16 protein-coding genes are annotated in these 17,017 nt (G+C 45.4%); 4 read left to right on the top strand and 12 right to left on the bottom strand.

The window, feature by feature from the left end; translation table 11 throughout:
- Positions 1-769: 769 nt before the first annotated feature.
- Positions 770-1,195: a DUF2809 domain-containing protein gene (locus NC996_RS04735; protein WP_190415054.1), complete on the bottom strand. Its 426-nt coding sequence runs from the start codon at positions 1,193-1,195 to the stop codon at positions 770-772.
- A gap of 285 nt (positions 1,196-1,480) precedes the next feature.
- Here NC996_RS04735 and NC996_RS04730 point away from each other — a divergent pair, with 285 nt between their 5' ends.
- A complete protein-coding gene (locus NC996_RS04730; protein WP_190415053.1) occupies positions 1,481-1,882 on the top strand; it encodes a hypothetical protein in 402 nt (133 codons plus the stop codon).
- 111 nt (positions 1,883-1,993) lie between these two features.
- Here the strand turns inward: NC996_RS04730 and NC996_RS04725 are convergent, their stop codons facing one another.
- Together NC996_RS04725 and NC996_RS04720 are read right to left on the bottom strand one after the other, a co-directional pair.
- Positions 1,994-2,512, bottom strand: a complete 519-nt coding sequence (locus tag NC996_RS04725; RefSeq protein WP_190415052.1) for a DUF2231 domain-containing protein — start codon at positions 2,510-2,512, stop codon at positions 1,994-1,996.
- 127 nt (positions 2,513-2,639) lie between these two features.
- Entirely contained in the window at positions 2,640-3,386 is a 747-nt protein-coding gene (locus tag NC996_RS04720) for a DUF2993 domain-containing protein (protein ID WP_339380440.1), read from the bottom strand.
- Between the two features lie 461 nt (positions 3,387-3,847).
- Here NC996_RS04720 and NC996_RS04715 point away from each other — a divergent pair, with 461 nt between their 5' ends.
- Positions 3,848-4,885: a hemerythrin domain-containing protein gene (locus tag NC996_RS04715; protein ID WP_190415051.1), complete on the top strand. Its 1,038-nt coding sequence runs from the start codon at positions 3,848-3,850 to the stop codon at positions 4,883-4,885.
- A gap of 554 nt (positions 4,886-5,439) precedes the next feature.
- Entirely contained in the window at positions 5,440-6,489 is a 1,050-nt protein-coding gene (locus NC996_RS04710; protein ID WP_190666302.1) for a hemerythrin domain-containing protein, read from the top strand.
- A 344-nt stretch (positions 6,490-6,833) separates the two neighbouring features.
- Here NC996_RS04710 and NC996_RS04705 read toward each other — a convergent pair whose 3' ends face one another.
- Both NC996_RS04705 and NC996_RS04700 read right to left on the bottom strand, forming a co-directional pair.
- Positions 6,834-7,694 (bottom strand): SDR family oxidoreductase, encoded by an 861-nt coding sequence (locus NC996_RS04705; RefSeq protein ID WP_190415049.1) that lies wholly within the window; start codon positions 7,692-7,694, stop codon positions 6,834-6,836.
- 131 nt (positions 7,695-7,825) lie between these two features.
- Complete coding sequence (locus NC996_RS04700; protein WP_190688388.1) at positions 7,826-9,364, bottom strand: FAD-dependent oxidoreductase; 1,539 nt, start codon at positions 9,362-9,364, stop codon at positions 7,826-7,828.
- A 231-nt stretch (positions 9,365-9,595) separates the two neighbouring features.
- Between NC996_RS04700 and NC996_RS04695 the strand changes: the two genes are divergently transcribed.
- Positions 9,596-9,991 (top strand): S-layer homology domain-containing protein, encoded by a 396-nt coding sequence (locus tag NC996_RS04695; protein ID WP_190688386.1) that lies wholly within the window; start codon positions 9,596-9,598, stop codon positions 9,989-9,991.
- 363 nt (positions 9,992-10,354) lie between these two features.
- Here the strand turns inward: NC996_RS04695 and NC996_RS04690 are convergent, their stop codons facing one another.
- From NC996_RS04690 to NC996_RS04660, 7 genes are all read right to left on the bottom strand, one after another.
- Positions 10,355-10,954, bottom strand: a complete 600-nt coding sequence (locus tag NC996_RS04690) for a DJ-1/PfpI family protein (protein ID WP_190688383.1) — start codon at positions 10,952-10,954, stop codon at positions 10,355-10,357.
- A 4-nt stretch (positions 10,955-10,958) separates the two neighbouring features.
- Positions 10,959-12,095, bottom strand: a complete 1,137-nt coding sequence (locus tag NC996_RS04685) for a serpin family protein (RefSeq protein ID WP_190440022.1) — start codon at positions 12,093-12,095, stop codon at positions 10,959-10,961.
- A gap of 54 nt (positions 12,096-12,149) precedes the next feature.
- Entirely contained in the window at positions 12,150-12,575 is a 426-nt protein-coding gene (locus NC996_RS04680) for a TIGR02588 family protein (RefSeq protein WP_190415885.1), read from the bottom strand.
- Positions 12,572-13,456 (bottom strand): TIGR02587 family membrane protein, encoded by an 885-nt coding sequence (locus NC996_RS04675; protein ID WP_190524404.1) that lies wholly within the window; start codon positions 13,454-13,456, stop codon positions 12,572-12,574. The genes NC996_RS04680 and NC996_RS04675 overlap by 4 nt, the downstream gene beginning before the upstream one ends.
- 459 nt (positions 13,457-13,915) lie before the next feature.
- On the bottom strand, positions 13,916-14,932 hold the full coding sequence (locus tag NC996_RS04670; RefSeq protein ID WP_242029117.1) for a peptidoglycan-binding protein: 1,017 nt from the start codon (positions 14,930-14,932) through the stop codon (positions 13,916-13,918).
- A 66-nt stretch (positions 14,933-14,998) separates the two neighbouring features.
- Positions 14,999-15,469: a nitrate reductase associated protein gene (locus NC996_RS04665; RefSeq protein WP_190688380.1), complete on the bottom strand. Its 471-nt coding sequence runs from the start codon at positions 15,467-15,469 to the stop codon at positions 14,999-15,001.
- A gap of 141 nt (positions 15,470-15,610) precedes the next feature.
- Positions 15,611-17,008: a chloride channel protein gene (locus NC996_RS04660; protein ID WP_190688377.1), complete on the bottom strand. Its 1,398-nt coding sequence runs from the start codon at positions 17,006-17,008 to the stop codon at positions 15,611-15,613.
- Positions 17,009-17,017 lie beyond the last annotated feature (9 nt).

Below are 17,017 nucleotides of genomic sequence, written 5' to 3'. Positions count from 1 at the left end.
TTATATTTAGCTGAATCTGGACAGCAAGATTCTGAAATATATCAGCCAAATATAATAACTAAAACAGATTATCTGCTCAGCAAATCATCTAGGCTGATCGGCGAAAGTCAGGATCTAATCGCCACAAGTGAAGCGCTAATCGCTACAAGTGAAGCGCTAATCGCCACAAGGAAAAAGCTGCTCGTACAATCCAAGCAACTAATATATAGATAAGTAGATACTACAACCCGTCCAAAAATTCGAGCGATCGCGTAGCACCTGCTACGCAGGTGCTACGCGATCGCTTTCACCTTTAAAATCTACTAGTAAGTTCAAATTTTGTCTTTTACAATACCTGCTAACATCTCCGTTAACTGGATTCAGAGCATGACAAAACACAAACTGAGCAACAGGAAGTGGCAAAAATCAACTTGTTTTGAAGTTCCCCCATATCCTTTAGATTTGGCAGAATCTAAACAGCAAGATTCTGAGATATCTCAGCAAAATATAACAACCAGAACAGACTATCTGCTCAGCAGATCGTCTGAGCTTATCTGCGAAAGTCAGGAGCTAATCGCCACGAGCCAAGAGCTGATATTACTATCCGAACAGCTAATTACCCTAAGCTTGATGCTGAAAGAAAACAGCTTGATGCTGAAAAACTGGCGAGAAAGATCAAAAGTTAAATCAAGGTAGGGGCATCCCGTTCGGGTTAATTCAGTTACATCTGATTAGCCATCAAACACAGGCTAAAAACTACTGAAAATTCTCCCTCATCTAATCATCCTATCTATTTATCCGAGCGAATCGGGGTTTTATCTTTGTAACCTCTAACAATTTGCTGTAACCATAGCCACCCGATGATGCAACCGAGCAGATAATGGGGGAAATCCCACCAAGAAAAGGTGGTTCCAAGCAACAGTTTGCCCAGAAAAGTCGAGCGAATCGAGTCTAAAACAGGTTGGTGCCACAGTTGCAGAAATTCGATCGTACAGGTGATACCGAATACCCAAATTGGAATTTGGTTGATTGCTTTGCGACTCGGAAACAGGAAAAACCCGAACAAACACCAAAATATTTCGTATAAGATATCACCTGAGAAATCGTTGACCCAGCCGCGACCGAACCCAGTGTATCTCTTGGAGAGCAATCCCAGGGGCACAATAATCAGCAGCGAGAGGATAATCCGCTTGATATATTTGGCGTCTCGAAGCATTGGCTACACTTCCAAGCAGTTCTCAGTTCTGTATTCTATACATTTAGACTAAAGCCGCGCCAACGAGCAGGCTTCTGCATCCAACTGAGCTTCATAGCACACAGAAGAGTTCAATATTTCCTTCTTAAGTAGGAGATTAATTTATATCCTAGTCGTTATTGATTACGCAATCTTATCTAAATTTTTTATACTTTGACGATCTAATACTCAAGGTAGAGTATAAAGGTATACCAAAAATTATATTCTTAGTTTCTAAAGCTGAATATTGTTGGGAGAATAATAGTCATGAATAATCAAACAGATAACGTAGACAGCAGTCAACGAGTTGGTGAAGATAACTACGATCGGGGGATTGTACCTGCTGAAACCGCAGCACGTAGAGAAAGAGAGGGGAATGCATTTAAAACAACTCCCGGAAAAGATGATGAAGAAAAATCCCCTACTAACGATCAAACAAATGATGGAAGTATCGATACTACAGATGGCTACACGGTAGACAAAGAGGGTCTTTTAAATAACTATGCCATCGAACCCGAAATGTATGTGAACGAACCTGGAGACTTAAAAGCCAAAGAAGAAGCCGAGGCTGCCGAACGCGCTGAAACTGTCTCAGAATTACAGGACGATGAAGAAGGGAAGCTGACGATGGAAGGTGACAAGCGTCATCAAGGGCCAGGATTGATATAACGCAGAAAAATTTAGCTTTTGCGGCTTCTACCTTTTAGCGATGCTAAACAAGTGTAGAGGAAATTTTTAAATTAATTGGCAGGCGACGTGGATGTCGCCTGCTTATTTTTTCTATCTATTTGAATCGCCGTAGCCGATCACAGCAACTTTATGCCGATAGACTAGCTCGGCTCCGTACCAACCCGACAAACCGAGAAGGGTTGCCACAATAATTGAGATTGTAAGCCCTGTAGGCAATATGGCTCCTGAGGTATTGCCCCAACGCAGTGCAAAGTTGGCAATTGTCAGCCCTAGGGCGGCGACATTCAGTACCATGTGTGCCCAGCCAGCACTGCGCTTGCGAACTCGTTCAATTCTCAGAAAGTCCATCATGCCGCTTAGGGCTGCAAGCACCCCGCTTGCCAAGCCAATGCCGATTAGCCAAAAGGAGGCTTGTGCCCAGAAGAGATCTTTTGTCCACCAGTAGGCGAGATCCGCTGCTGCTGGTGTAGTCAAAAAAGCAATGGGAAAGGTGACGATCAGTGGATGCAGGGGATGTCCTGCGATCGCGACTGTGCTTGTCACCCCGCTATCTTGATAATCGGTCTCATCACTTTCAATCAGCGGCGGGATATTGGGAGTTTGTGTCATGTTCTTCTCTATGGATTCTAGGAGTTAGACGAGTGAAAGCAAGCGATCGCTGTTGGCTATTAGCTTTGGGTTGCCGATCTTAACCCCCTCGATTAACGGCAAACAGCGAACCGCAAACAGTTCATCACTAGCCTGAAGGAATTTGCTCCACGCGCGCTTCCGCCAAAAGCGTCATTTTTCCCGATTCTAGATTTAATTGTTTGATGCGAAGCGACATTCCTTGCAAATCGAAGTTGCTCAGGTTCAATAGTTCGCTCGATTTTTCTAATAGCGCCGCCGTCAGTTCCGGGGAGAGTTCCTTGCCTTCGGTATACTCAACGTCTTCCAGATTGACCTTCTGCCCATTTGCACCAACTCGGGGCACTGCTGTAAAGGCAATTTGCGTGGTTTCTCCAGATTCGCGTAGCAGCACGTCGGCACTCAATGCAATTTTGTTCTCACCAGGTAGGCGAAAATCTACCTTTTTAGTGTCAATAGTCATCGGTTGTCCATTGACTGATACCTGCATACTTTGCAGCTTACTACCGACAAATTCCGAGTTGAATGCCCGGTTGATGTCTGCTTCCGTCAACACAACATGGGTCGTTGCATCAGTAGGTTTGGTTAATTCAATTTTGCCAAAAGCAGCGCTGAGGGGATTGATGGAGATGCCACGCATTTCCATTTTCATTTCCTCCATCCGGAGGTCTTTGTTCATCACCAAACCTTCACCTTCAACGGTGACTGAATCCACCTGTCCCTGAACCATTTTCAGTGGATCGCTCTGGATATCTACCGCTAATTCTTCTACTTCATCGAGTTGGCTAGATAATCCTATTTCCGCTGCTTTGTTAAGTGCCTGCTGCCCCAGAGAAGCATCCTTATTCGTCGTCACGCCCTGTCTCCTGCCCTTGTCTTAATTGAGTCTGTTATTGAGTCAATCTAGCGACCCGTATTAAGAAGTGTATCTGCCTGATGGTGGAATGGTGACAAAGTGATCGGCTATACACAAATTTAAACTCAATATTTCATTCTTAAGATAGTGGCACAAAACTGTTTTTATAATAACTAGCTTGTCAAATCTCCGTCATCAAAGTTCAGGCTATTTTAACTTTTCAAATATGATTTACGATAGATGCCGAATAACCAAAATAAGAATATACTAATCCAACCAAAAAAAAGAAAAGTCCTAAGGTTTTGAATCTTTTCTATCTTTGGATAGAGCCAATAAAAATTGGACGTTATAAAAAGGATAAATAAGGGGGATCTCTCAAAAGAGAGATGAATCTACTCGACAGAGATGACTATCTTCGAGATAGATTCCGATCCTATGATTATTGAGTGGAGAACAAAAGAATGGTAACGACACTAGATGATACCAAGCGCATAGCGATTGGCATGAAGTTGGCAGATATGAAAGCGCTGCAAAACTTGCTAATTGCTAACGAGCAAAAGTTCATCTCTGCGCTCGCCGATGATGATCTTCGCAAGCGCATACAAGATATGCTTGATGACGATCAGAAAAACCTCGGTGTTCTCGATACTGTAATTATTCAGTACGGTGTCAAAGCCGAACCCAAGGAATCCACAACCAAGATAATTGGTGAAGCTCAGAAACTAATGGAAAGTTCTGAACTGACTTTGTTTGAAAAAGTATCTCAGCATGAATTGCTTAAGCATAAGCAAACCATGACGGGTCTACTGATTCACAAAGCTGCTCAAGTAGTTGGTGCTGATGTTGAAGCTGCCATTACTCCCTTGAATACCGTTAACTTTGAGAACCGCGCTCACCAAGAGCAACTGAAAGGTATTCTGGAAATTCTGGGTGTTCGCGAACTAACCGGACAAGAAGCCGATCAAGGACTGTGGGGACGGGTTCAAGACGCCGTTGCCGCATTATCAGGGGTATTTGGTAGTGCTGTCACCCAAACCTCCGACCGTTCTGATATGACCATCGGTGAAATTCTTCGCATGGATCACAGCAAGGCGAAGACCTTGTTTATGGAAATTGAGAATTCCAACGACGCTCAAAAGATCCAAGAATACTTCGGTCAGCTTTACAAAGACTTGATGGCTCACGCTAAAGCCGAAGAGCAAGTTGTTTATCCAGCAGTGCGCTCCTATTATCAGGACACACAGGATCTGTATAACGAGCAAGCTGAGCAAGCTCGTATGCTGGATGAAATTAAGGCGATGAGTCCTTCTTCTTCTGAGTTCAAAGCGAAAGTTCGTCAGCTAAGCGACGCTACCAACCATCACATTAATCAAGAAGAGAACGAGATGTTCGCTAAGCTGCGCGATAATTTCAGCAGCGAGCAGCAACAACAAATGGCAACCGAGTTCAAATCTGTTAAGAGCAAGCTACAAGACCAGATGGCAGCTTCTAGCAAGTAGTAGTGCGCGCGAACAGAATTAACTCTGTAGGGAGGTTTGGAACGTAGCTTCCCTATAGTTAATAAGTGCGATCGCTAACTGCCATCGCTGGAATAAAGCAATTAAATCTAGGAGGGTCTATAAGCTATCCTCCTAGATTTATTTTATTGACGAGTTAATTTTTCTTGAGCGCGTAACTTTACGTTTTCTATTGAAGGAATATTGAAGGAATAAAGTATATCTATCCTTTTTTAGGTGTGAGATACCATTGGTTCAGCTATCCAGCTTTTTAGAGAAGCCGGAGAACTCCCGTTCACAAATCATTTACAGCGATATATTCTTGAAACTTATTTAGATGAATCATCACTATACTCAAGAACCCTAATTTTGCAAACTATCAAAAGTAGAAGTTTTAATAATTTGAATTCCAAATAAAAATCTATAAGTTAAAAGTATTTATCTCCTCTATAAACCATACTTTTGGATTCAGTCGCGGGAAAGATGAATTACTTTAAGAGATTGTGAGATTATTCATAAAGATTCAAAAATCATAATATTTCAAAGAAGGAACAAAAATGGTATCAACACTGGACGATACAAAGCGCATTGCGATCGCTCAAAAATTGGCAGACATGAAAGCGACGCAAAATTTAATCATCTCTAACGAGCAAACACTGCTCGGTGCCACTCCCGATCAAGATGTGCGCGATCGCTTGCAGAATATGCTCCAGGACGACCAGAAAAACCTGGGCGTTCTAGAAACGGTAATTGTTCAGTACGGCGTTCCCTCTGAACCCCACGAGACAGTTCAGGAATTTGTTCAGAAGACCCAAGAATTAATGTCTGGTGATAAGCTGTCTCTCTACCAGAAATTAGTTCAACACGAACTCCTGAAGCACGCTCAGGCGATGAGCGGTATCGTAGTTCACAAAGCTGCTCAAGTCGTGGGTGCTGATATTGAACTGGCGATTGGACCTTTAAATGCTGTTAACTTTGAGAACCGCGCTCACCAGGAACAACTCAAAGGACTGCTAGAACTCGTGGGTGTCCGCGAACTGACTGGAAAAGACGCAGATCAGGGACTGTGGGCACGAGTTCAAGACGCTGTTGCAGCCTTGTCTGGTGTGTTTGGTAGTGCCGTCACCCAAAACACCGATAAGCAAGATATGAACATCCAGACGCTCATCCGCCTGGATCACAATAAGACCAACACCATCTTTACAGAAATTGGGGCTACTGACGATCCTCAAAAACTCCAAGAGTATTTTGGGCAGCTCTACAAAGATTTATTGGCACACGCTCAAGCCGAAGAAGAAATTGTTTACCCCAGAGTTCGGTCTTTCTACGGTGACGACAATACTCAAGAGCTGTACGATGAGCAAGCCGAAATGAAGCGGATGTTGGATGAAATTAAAGCGATCAACCCTGCTTCTTCCAAAGACGAATTCAAGTCAAAAATTAAGCAGTTGATGGATGCCGTTGGCGATCATATCCGTCAAGAAGAAAGCACGATGTTTGCAGCCATTGACAACAATTGCAGCACCGAACAAAAAGAGCAAATGTCTAGCGAATTCAAAGCTGCCAAGAGCAAAATTCAGCAAGAAATGGCAGCTTCGACGAAGTAATCGGAAGCACGCTCAACCTCTAACGCCATACCTCTCTAAACTTAACTGACGTTTGCACTCCCACCACTTACGTGGTGGGAGTTTTTTTAGTTCACTAAGCAAATACACGTTCCGACACTAAAAGTGTAGCTGTACATAAACAAAGCCTGCCTACGCAGACTAAACTAAAACTTCTTCAGCCTACGGGGAGCAGCTTTTGTACGCCCAAGGCCTACCTTTCAAGGTTAGGGCGTATGCCCTAGGATGCACCCCCTCGCTAACTTCTAACATCTATCAAAAAACCCGTTTTCTGGTTAGAAAACGGGTTTCTATTTTTTCAAGAAAAATCGGTAGTCATCTCAGCGTTAAGCATTGACAACATCGCCACCGTTGGGATGCAAAATCTGACCGGACATATAAGAAGAGTCGTCTGATGCCAAAAAGACGTAACTAGGCGCAACTTCTTCTGGCTGTCCAGCCCGTTGCATCGGCACTTGTTTACCAAAAGAGGCAACTTTTTCCTCTGGGAAAGTTGAGGGAATGAGCGGCGTCCAGATGGGACCTGGGGCGACGCCATTCACGCGAATTCCCTTTTCCACCAGAGATTTTGAGAGCGATCGCGTAAAGGCAACAATGGCCCCTTTAGTAGACGAATAATCGAGCAGCTGCTGATTCCCTTTATAAGCTGTCACCGAAGTGGTGTTGATAATCGCGCTGCCTTCTTTGAGGTGCTTGAGTGCAGCTTTCGTCAAGAAAAACATTGAGAAAATGTTAGTCCGGAACGTGCGCTCAAGCTGTTCGGCAGTGATGTCTTCGATGCTTTCTTGAGGATGCTGTTCGGCAGCGTTGTTAACAAGAATATCGAGTTTCCCAAGCTCCGCAACCGTATTTTCTACAGCCTGCTGACAGAATTTTTCGTCACCAATGTCGCCAGGAATCGTAATACATTTGCGCCCTTGTTCTTCTACCAGCCGTTTCGTTTCTTGGGCATCATCGTGTTCGTTCAGATACATGATTGCCACGTCAGCTCCTTCTTTGGCAAAAAAGATAGAAACTGCGCGACCAATGCCGCTATCACCGCCGGTAATCAGTGCCACTTTATCGCGTAATTTGTTGCTACCTTGATATTTACTATCATCCGCCTTGGGGCTAGGCGTCATTTCTGATTCACTACCCGGTCGATGGTCTTGATGTTGGGGTGGTTGTAGCTGTTGTTCTGCTGGCATTAGTGTGTCCTTAAACTGTGTCTAAAAAAATGAAATCCAGAGAGGATTTCTTGTTTCTATTCACCCAACACGCTAGCAACCCTCCAGATTGACTTAATCAATCTGGAGAGGGAAAAGAAAAGTGAATGGAGTTAACTTTTCGGTGTAAATTGACTGGGCAATTCTTTTTGATCGAGATCCGTAATCGGCGGGCCATTGAGTACCTCACCCGTAGGGCTGAAACGTCCACCGTGGCAAGGGCAATCCCAAGTTTTTTCGGCGTTATTCCAGTCAACAATGCATCCAGCGTGAGTACACACTGGAGAAAGCGAACAGAGATAATCCGTCTCGTCGCGGTAGACGGCATATTTCTTTCCGTTGATGTCAAGAATCTTGCCTTCGCCTGGTGCTACGTCCGAGGGTTCATTGCCCTCCGACTTGAAAAGCCGATCCGCTACAAAGTGCTTGGCGACGCCCAGATTCTCCGTCACAAACCGCTGGGCGCTGGCGAGGATATTCGCGCGATTGGGGTCGTAAAGGTCGCTCCAGGGATTCGTCCGTCCCAGAATCAAGTCGCTTGTTAGCATCCCGCCAACGGTGCCGAAGGTCATGCCGTTGCCAGAATAGCCGGTAGCAACGTAGATATTAGAATTCGCTGCGGTTTTCCCGATATAGGGTAGACCATCGACCGGCTCGTACAATTGAGCTGACCAGCGATAATCGATAGAGGCGACATCATAGAGCGATCGCGCATACGCTTCCAAGCGCTCGAAACACGCCTCATTATCCACATCCTCGCCTGTCTTGTGGTCTTCACCGCCAATAATCAGCAGGTCTTTGTAGCTGCGTGTATAGTGATACGGCTCCTCGGTATCCCAAAACAGTCCTGGCGGTAATGGCGATCGCAATCTCACTCCAATAACGTAAGAGCGATACGGGGCAATTTTCGTGGTCATTACATACAAGTCCGGGAGACTGTTCAGATTGTGAATCGGCGTATGAGTAGCAATAATCACATCTAGCGCCGTTACCGTCCCCTGTTCGGTAGAAACTCGACTCGGCTTGTCTCCGGTGATATCGACAACAGATGACTGCTCAAAAATAAAACTGCCACCACCGTCAATCGCCTTCGCAAGCCTTTGGAGATAGGGAATCGGGTTAAACTGCGCTTGATTGGGGAACATCACCGCCGCTTCTACCGGAAATGGCAGTGGCACATCCTTGGTCAAAGCAGCCGGAATCACTAACTTGCTAACCGCTTCCGCCTCTGACTCAATTTCAGACACATCCTGGGATTTTTCAGTGTAAAGATATCCCGGCACTCGCTGAAAATCACAATCAATCTTCTCTTCTGCCACAAACTTAGCAATGCGTTCAATCGCCGCACGACTGGATTCTGCTACCAGCTTCGCATCCGTGTCGCCCAAGGAGGAAATCAGGTCTTGGTAGCGTTCGTCAGCAGCTTCGGTGAGGTGGGCAGTCGTATAGCCGGTGACACCACTGCCAATTTGCGAGCCCTCGATTACTGCAACCCTTAATCCAGCGCGTTTCAATAGCAACGCAGCGGTTAAGCCAGTAATGCCGCCGCCTACAATGGCAACATCTACGGTAATATCACTGGTCAATTGCGGGTATTTTGTCCCTTCTGTAGTGTCGAGCCAAACAGAGACGGAGGTTCCTGGTAAATTCATTCAGCGTTCTCCTGAGACAGTATAAATTTTTATATCTAGCGCTTTACCTATTACTGGGATAACGTCTGAAGGCGGAACCTGGTATCTGTAATTAGAAGTAAGTAAACTTTGATACTTTTCCCAGCAGCAATCAACACATAGCTAGTTGATTTTCATTACAATAAGATATAAAAGTTTCTTTTTCAGCAGACTTCAAGTTACCTTTTTGCAAGTTAAGTGGAAAGAATTAAAATGTCTAAATTTTTTAAGACTCTACTTTTATATAGTCCAGCCGTTTTGGGAATGGCCTTGCTGTTAGCAAACAGTGCAGTTGCACAGGAAGCGATTCCCAATAATCCAAATTCTCAAATGCCACCTCCAACAGAGCGTTATGGGTGTCTCAGTGGAAATGGCGATGGAACTTTTCAAGGCAATCGGCCTGTAACTCGGTATGAATTTGCTGCCGGTTTAAATGCCTGCTTAAATCAAGTTGAACAACTCATTGATAATCCTGCTGGAAATCGAGTTACTCAAGAAGGGTTAACGGTTCCAAGAAGCCAATTAGAAACCTATCGATTAGAGTTGGAGCGTTTGCGTAATCGAGTAGATAAGCTGGATACCCAGACAAGAGAACAGTCGAATCAGTAGTTTTTTTAAAAACAGAAAAAAAGAACGGTTGTGATTGAGGAACTGGATTTCTAATCAAATACTTCTCGATTAGTGATGTTACATCCAAAGAGATACCCCAAACCCTCTTTTAAAGCTACCGTGTACGCACAAGACTTCTTTAACTTGCAAGTCTCGTTTTGATCCCCCAACCCCCCTTAAAAAAGGTGGCGAATTAAGTCAAAGTTCCCCTTAAAAAGGGAGATTTAGGGGATCAATCAACTTTTTGCCCCTTAACCCAAGATGTGCGTACACCGTAGCCTTAAAAGGGGAGCTAAGACCGAATCGCAAGTGTAGGTAGCGCTAAGACAAGTAAATTATCTAACTTCGATAGGATTGAGACCGTTAAACCGCAACCAGTTCTTGATGCTCGATTTTCGTTCCCAAAAGTTTCAAGAATTCTGCCAACCAGTTAGGATGAGCAGGCCATGCAGGTGCCGTTACTAAGTTACCGTCAACCATTGCCTCGTCTGGTGGAATATGCACGTAAAGCCCACCTGCCCGGTTAACATCCGGGCCGCAAGCGGGGTAAGCGGTGCAACTTCTGCCTTCTAGCACTCCCGCTGCCACCAAAACTTGCAACCCGTGACAAATTGCGGCAATCGGTTTATTTGCTTCGGCAAAGTGGCGGGTGATTTCTAATACTTTCTGGTTCAAACGGATATATTCTGGCGCACGTCCACCAGGAACGACTAAGGCGTCGTATTCTGTCACTTCCACTTCATCAAAGGTGGCATTTAAGGTGAAGTTGTGACCGGGTTTTTCACTATAAGTTTGGTCGCCTTCAAAGTCATGGACTGCGGTTCGCACCTTATCTCCAGCTTTCTTATCGGGACAAATTGCATGGACAGTATGCCCAACCATTTGTAATGCCTGGAAAGGCACCATTACTTCGTAGTCTTCAACAAAGTCACCGACGAGCATCAAGATTTTTTTTTCCGCCATTTTCCTAACTCCTGTTTGATTGCTTGGATGTTGCAGTCTGTGGCTCCATAATAGAACCCATAAACAGCAAACTTCCAGTATCATCATCCCGAATCGCGCAGAAAAACGGGCGGTCAACCACCATGCTAAAGGGAGGGTCGGGGGGACCGAATGAGGCTTCTATACCAGTTGCGGCGGCGGCTTCGGTTCCTTCTTCGTTGACTTCGAGAAAGGTTTTATGGATGACGCTGGCAATGGCAATGTCTTGGGCAGACATCTGCTGGAAACCTCCTTCAAAAGCCATTCCCATCCCCAAGGCAATCAGGGCATCATTGAGTGCTACTTCATACTCTAGCTGAAAGCGGGGTAAAACAAGTGTTCCTTCCTCTCGCCAGAATTGGTAAATCCATTGATTCCAGTTTTCAGCGTTCAGATTTTTGTGGAATGCTTGCAAGTTTGAGTCTTGATCTGGAAGGAAGATGTACATACTCACCTGTTCACTACCGTAGGGTAAATTAACCGCCTGAAAGTTCTTACCTTGGTAGTAGCGGTAGGTTCTGTGCTGAGACATCATCGGGTACTGTTTCTGCGTCCCATCAAGTAATGTAAAGGCTCTATCGTGTGTATTTTCTTTATCGAAAGGGCTTGCCCAAATACCTTTAAAATAGATAGCGTTAATTAGGATTAAAACGGTTTGAGGGTCAAGCTTTTGGAGAATTGTCTCGATTTTGCCGTGGGTGTTTTCGCTTACCCAGTTGTTAATAGTTGCCAAAGCATCGGAACTGCTAAAGTCCAGGTTGGTTACTTTTGCACCGTAGAACTCTTGGGTTCGCTTCAAAAAATCCCGTTTAAATTCCACATTCTGATTCGCCCAAAGCGAATTAGCGATCGCTAACTCCACCTCGTTATCCAGATTTTCTAGCGATTGTTTCAACTGTAAGTTAGCTTCGTTGACTTGTTGCAAGCTCATTTCTTGCAATTCCAGCGCGATCGCCATTGCCGCTTGTGTCTGCCCCACACTGCCGTTATAGGTCATTGAGAGCGCGATCGCTATGCTTGCTGGAGAAACAAAAATGTTTTTGTCAGGCTCCTGCTTTGTAAGTTCCCTAAATAGTTTGAAGGCAAATCGAGTATTCGCTGCGACAAGCTTGTTATTAACCATTGCATCGTTTCCAATAATTACAGCGAACCGGGAAATGAGCAGTTATCAAAAAACTTAAGGTAACTTGTAGCTAGAGACTCGCACGACTAACTCGCCATCGCGGGGATTGCGGCTAAAGATAAATGCGCCTTCTTCCTTTTCGCCGCCGGAGAGAAAGTCAATTTGTTGTTCGCCAGTTTCTTCAACTTTCCCATTAACCCGCAACTCGGCAATAATCTGGACTGATTCAGCAGTTTCTCCACCAGTATTCGTCACTTCAAAAGGGATGTAGAATTGCTCTTGAGTTTGACGAAGTTCTCTTTCCTTCGCGGTGACTGATAGAGTCGGGGGTTCATTTTTCTGGGTTGCCCAGTCATACAGCACCAGTCCTACGAGTAGCGCCACAATAGATGTCGCGATCGCAAAGGAAACCCATTCCGCAAGCGATCGCGGCGGTCGTTGCTGTTGGGATGAATTGCTATCTTGATTCGTTTGGCTCATGCTAGCAACCTTCCTGCTGCGCCACCTACAGTGGCTGGGAGTCCTAGTAACAATGTATAGCTCAACCACATTTGCCACGGATCGTCAAAGCTCAGCTGGTGGAAGAACCACAACATAAATGTGGCTGCCAGAAGCGACACTAAATAGGAGCAAACAGTTTCGCTTAAGGGACGCTGAAAAAGTCCTTGCTGTTGTTTCCGTTGTTGTTGATTAGTAAAGCCAGCCTGAAAGACAATCCCATAAGAAATTAACAGCGAGGCAACAATAATCGCAATCAGCCACGGAGGGGAAGAAGCAGCGACTAGCATGGGAATTTCGTCAGTAGGCGCAATGTTAAAGGCAATAATCGTGGCACCAATCAAAGTACCCCCAATATCTGCCAAGGTCGCATTGAGACGGGTTTTGTCTGGTTGTGGGGGATTTTCATCGCTGTTAGGAGATTGATAGCGATCGCCACTTAAAAAAGAACGCGCTAGCGCCACACCCAAAGCAAACGGTACACTCTCGAAGATTATTTTTCCTAATGCTTCACCCAAAGAGGTATCGAAGGTGATTTCGCGCAATAAAATTAGGATACTTGTCGCGCAGACGACGCCGATAGCGATCGCTTCAATGGTATCCATTACGGCTTCACCCGGTCGAATATCCTTAAATTTGCGAAAGCCTTCGGTGCGATTGAGCAGGAAAACGACGATAAACGTGGCAGCGATCGCAGCTAGCATCACCGGCGGTTCCGTGAAAGACCCAATCCACCAGACTTCCATCGTGTACAGTAGCGGAATTCCGAATAAAAACCCACCCGCGGCACCCCGAAGTAGGTCATCCCATTCTTTCGACCAAATGTTTTCTGGTTTATGTTTTGGAGCGCGTTTAATCTTCATTAGGGGGGCATCGACTTTTCATCCGCTTATGCCAAGCCAAAAGTCATTCTCAAGCAATCAAGCCAGAGGCAATAACAGATGAAGCTAGCGGTAAGCCGTTCGTCAACTTATCCCTTAAATGTTATCAAATCCTGACTCTTGAATAAGCAGTCCTCTTTGAGTTGTAAATTTTTTTAGCAACCGCGAAGACGCACTCGCGAAGCCATGCGCTTTAGCGCTATAGAGTGCAAAGAAAGAGTAAGAAGAGAGATCCAAGATTTTATGAATGAAAGAGGACTGCGATCGCAATCCTCTTTGAGTTGTGAAGAAACAAGCTGCTCCAGGACGCACGGCGAGATCCACGAGAACAGAGAATTTGACAACTGCTGCAAGGATTGCTGTCGAAGCTGACAAAAGCTAGGAGGAAGAGAAGATTTTGAATCGTTTGTTTTCCTAACTCCTGGCTTTTCTACCCGATTTTTAAGTTGTTTTACGCCATCTTTTCCCAAACTCATCGAGGGTTGCTTTCGGAATCTGCGTCTGAAGCCACTCCAGCGCATCATCTTGATGAGGCAATCCTTGGTAGTATTTGCACATATTCACCAGATTAACTGGAGGCACTTGCGTGGGGTTGGTGAGCGCATTCCAGGTAGTTGTTCCTACCACTCCATCCGCCTTTAACCCTTGGGATTTCTGAAAAGCAATCACAGCCGTTTCTGTGCCCGTACCAAAACTACCATCAATGGGACCCGGATTAAAACCTTTGTCTTTCAACAACTGCTGCAATTGTTTGACTTTTTCTCCTCGCGACCCAACTCTTAAGGAACCATCGTCTGTCGGAACACCGATTGCACTCAACTTTTGACGAACGGCTTGACGCAAACGGGGTAGTTGAGCGTATAACCAATCACCAGGGCAATCAGTGGCAGAAAAATCTCGATGCCCTTTGATATTATCAGGAGAAATTTTGCAGGAACTGCAAATTGAAACGCATAAATCGACTAAACTATTCCATTGTTTTTCACCCATCTGATGGGTCATGAATCTGCCTTCATTTTCAATTCCCGGCGATTCATTGCCTAGAGCACTGCCAGCATGAGACGAGCGAATACACAAACCTCGTTTAATTTTTGCTAAAGTGCCATTTCTTCCTTCTAGGAGAACGCCGTCCGTTGTATTCAAAAAATTATGACCGGAATCCCACCAGCCGAAAACATCCATGTGGGTATTCTGAACACTTTTGGCAAATTTTTTCGCTCCATCCACAGTTCCTTTCGATATATGGCTGGGGGGATTGGGCGTATCGGTATGGTGAACGATCACGTATTTAGGTGTGGTTTCCTCTGACCACTGTTTGGGGGGTCTGGCCCCCCACTCCTGACATGAAATAACGCTAGCGGTAAAAGGCATGTTGAAGATGTCCTGTAAAGTTGACGGCAGATGAATAATGAGCGTGATGGGACAAACCACAAACGCTTTCTCTAGCACTGCCAGCATCGTTTGTAACCTAATAACTATGCCGCAGCAAGGTAAGTAGCAATTTTTTTCACATTTCTTGATAGCTCAGATTAAGTGAAATTCTTGGAGTGCGGGTAAAAAGTTTTGGTTTTCGTGACTGGGGCGGCTGAGTTTGATGAGGGCAAAGCGTTGGGCGGGAGTGAGTTCTGCCCATTGTTGGGATGTCAGTATTGCTCCAAATTCTGCTGCTTTTTCCTGAATGCTAGCCGGTATTTTTGTAGCATCCATCCAATCTGGATGAGGTTCTATCGGCAGGTCGCTGGGAGAGACGCCTGTGTGTTCTACAACGAATTGGTGCAATAATTTTCGGTAAGCTTGAGCTTCATCTGTTGTAGTACAGGGCATCTCTACCAAGGTTTGTCGTTCCGCTTGACTAAATTGGTGCCAGTGAGGCAATTTTAGTTTGACGCCGCAAGTGTCTAATTTCATCCGCACCTGCATCGGAATGCAACGCAAGGATTCTACAAAATCGGCTTCAAACTGAAAGAAATTATTTGTAGATTTGTCAGCCTTCATTCATTTTCTGGGTAATTAATTCATTAAAAATAACAAAAATTTTGATGAATAACTTCTCCAAAGAAAAAGCTCCTAAAGGCATAAACTGCGACTAATAGGAGCATTACCACAATCGTGAAAAGCTTTCAATATCGGCAGGATTCAAGGGCTGGTTTGTGGAAAGTCACTAGCAGCAGTATATAGGGGCAGCGAGGTGGGGTTTTGCAACCCGGTCGGCGTGCGCGATCGCTGCGTTTGAATCAACGAGACTTGGGTAGTCAACAGGAAACTGACAAAACTGGCAATCACCAGAACCGGCACCATTGCGGTGTCTGAAAGCACGCTGAGAATTACAGTGGAACTAATCGGTGTTTTCGTCACCGCCACGTTCACTGCCGCCATCATGCAAATCATACCGATTGTCGGGTGGATTTGTGGAAAAGCCAGAGAAATTGCCAAGCCAACTGCTGCACCAATGTAAAACAGCGGAAAGATGAATCCTCCCCGGAAACCGGAGTGGAGGGTGAAACTAACTGCTAACATCTTCGCAAACGCGATCGCGAGCAACATCGTCACTCCAAACGTCGAACCTGTTTCAACAATCGTATGAATTTCCTTTTCGCCAAAAAATAGGGTCTGGGGAAACACTAAAGCAATCAGCCCAATTGCGAACCCTCCCAAAGTAGCCAGCGCAATCGTGTGGTGTTCGATGTATTGAGTCAAGTACCCAATACTCCGGAACAGAACAATAAAGATGATCGCAATCAGCGCCCCTAGCGCCCCCAGCAGTGCGCCTTGACCTAAATTCACCAGGGAAAGCTTAGGAGGTGCGACAAAGTGATACATCCCCCCAATCGTCAACCCCGTGTTAAATCGAAACACAAAAAAGCTTAAGATTGCCGAAAGCACGGCAGGAATGAGCGCTTCGTAGTATTCCAATCCCCGACGATGGGGAATTTCTAGGGCGAAGAGTGCGCCACCCAAGGGCGCGCCAAAAAAGGCACCCAGTGCTGCACTCATGCCGCAGAAAGTCAGCACGCGGGTTGTCGTCAGGCTCAGATTGAGCTTTTGACCCAGCCAGCCGCCAAAACTGCCATTGATTTGTACTAGCGGGGCTTCAGGGCCAGCACTGCCACCAGCTGTAATCGAAAACAGAGAGGCAACAATCATTGCCGGAGTTTGGCGTAGAGAAATTCGTCCTGGATCGTGTACCTTATCAACGACTAGAGAAACTTCACCGGGAAGTCCCATGAAGTGCAGTGTGAGACCGACAAAAAATCCCCCAATTGTGGTAGCAATCCACACGTAATTCCAGGCGGGAAATCCGCTAGGGAAGTAAGGATTCAAAACACCAGGCAGCGTGTGCCAAACAAAATGCAGGCTTAATTCCAGTGCGTAATAATAAACCGTTGCAACTAATCCTCCAGCAATTCCAATGACTGCCGAACAGAGAATAATTTGCTGATAAGTTAGTTCGCCTGCACTGTTGGAATCGTTAGGTAATGTATCAGCATATACGTTATGCTCGTTGCTGGCAGTTGTTCGATCGGGAGACGACATAAAATCTCC

It is taken from the genome of Trichocoleus sp. ST-U2, from assembly GCF_039961875.1.
Classification (GTDB): domain Bacteria; phylum Cyanobacteriota; class Cyanobacteriia; order Cyanobacteriales; family FACHB-T130; genus FACHB-T130.
This window is presented reverse-complemented; position numbering and strand designations above follow the sequence as displayed.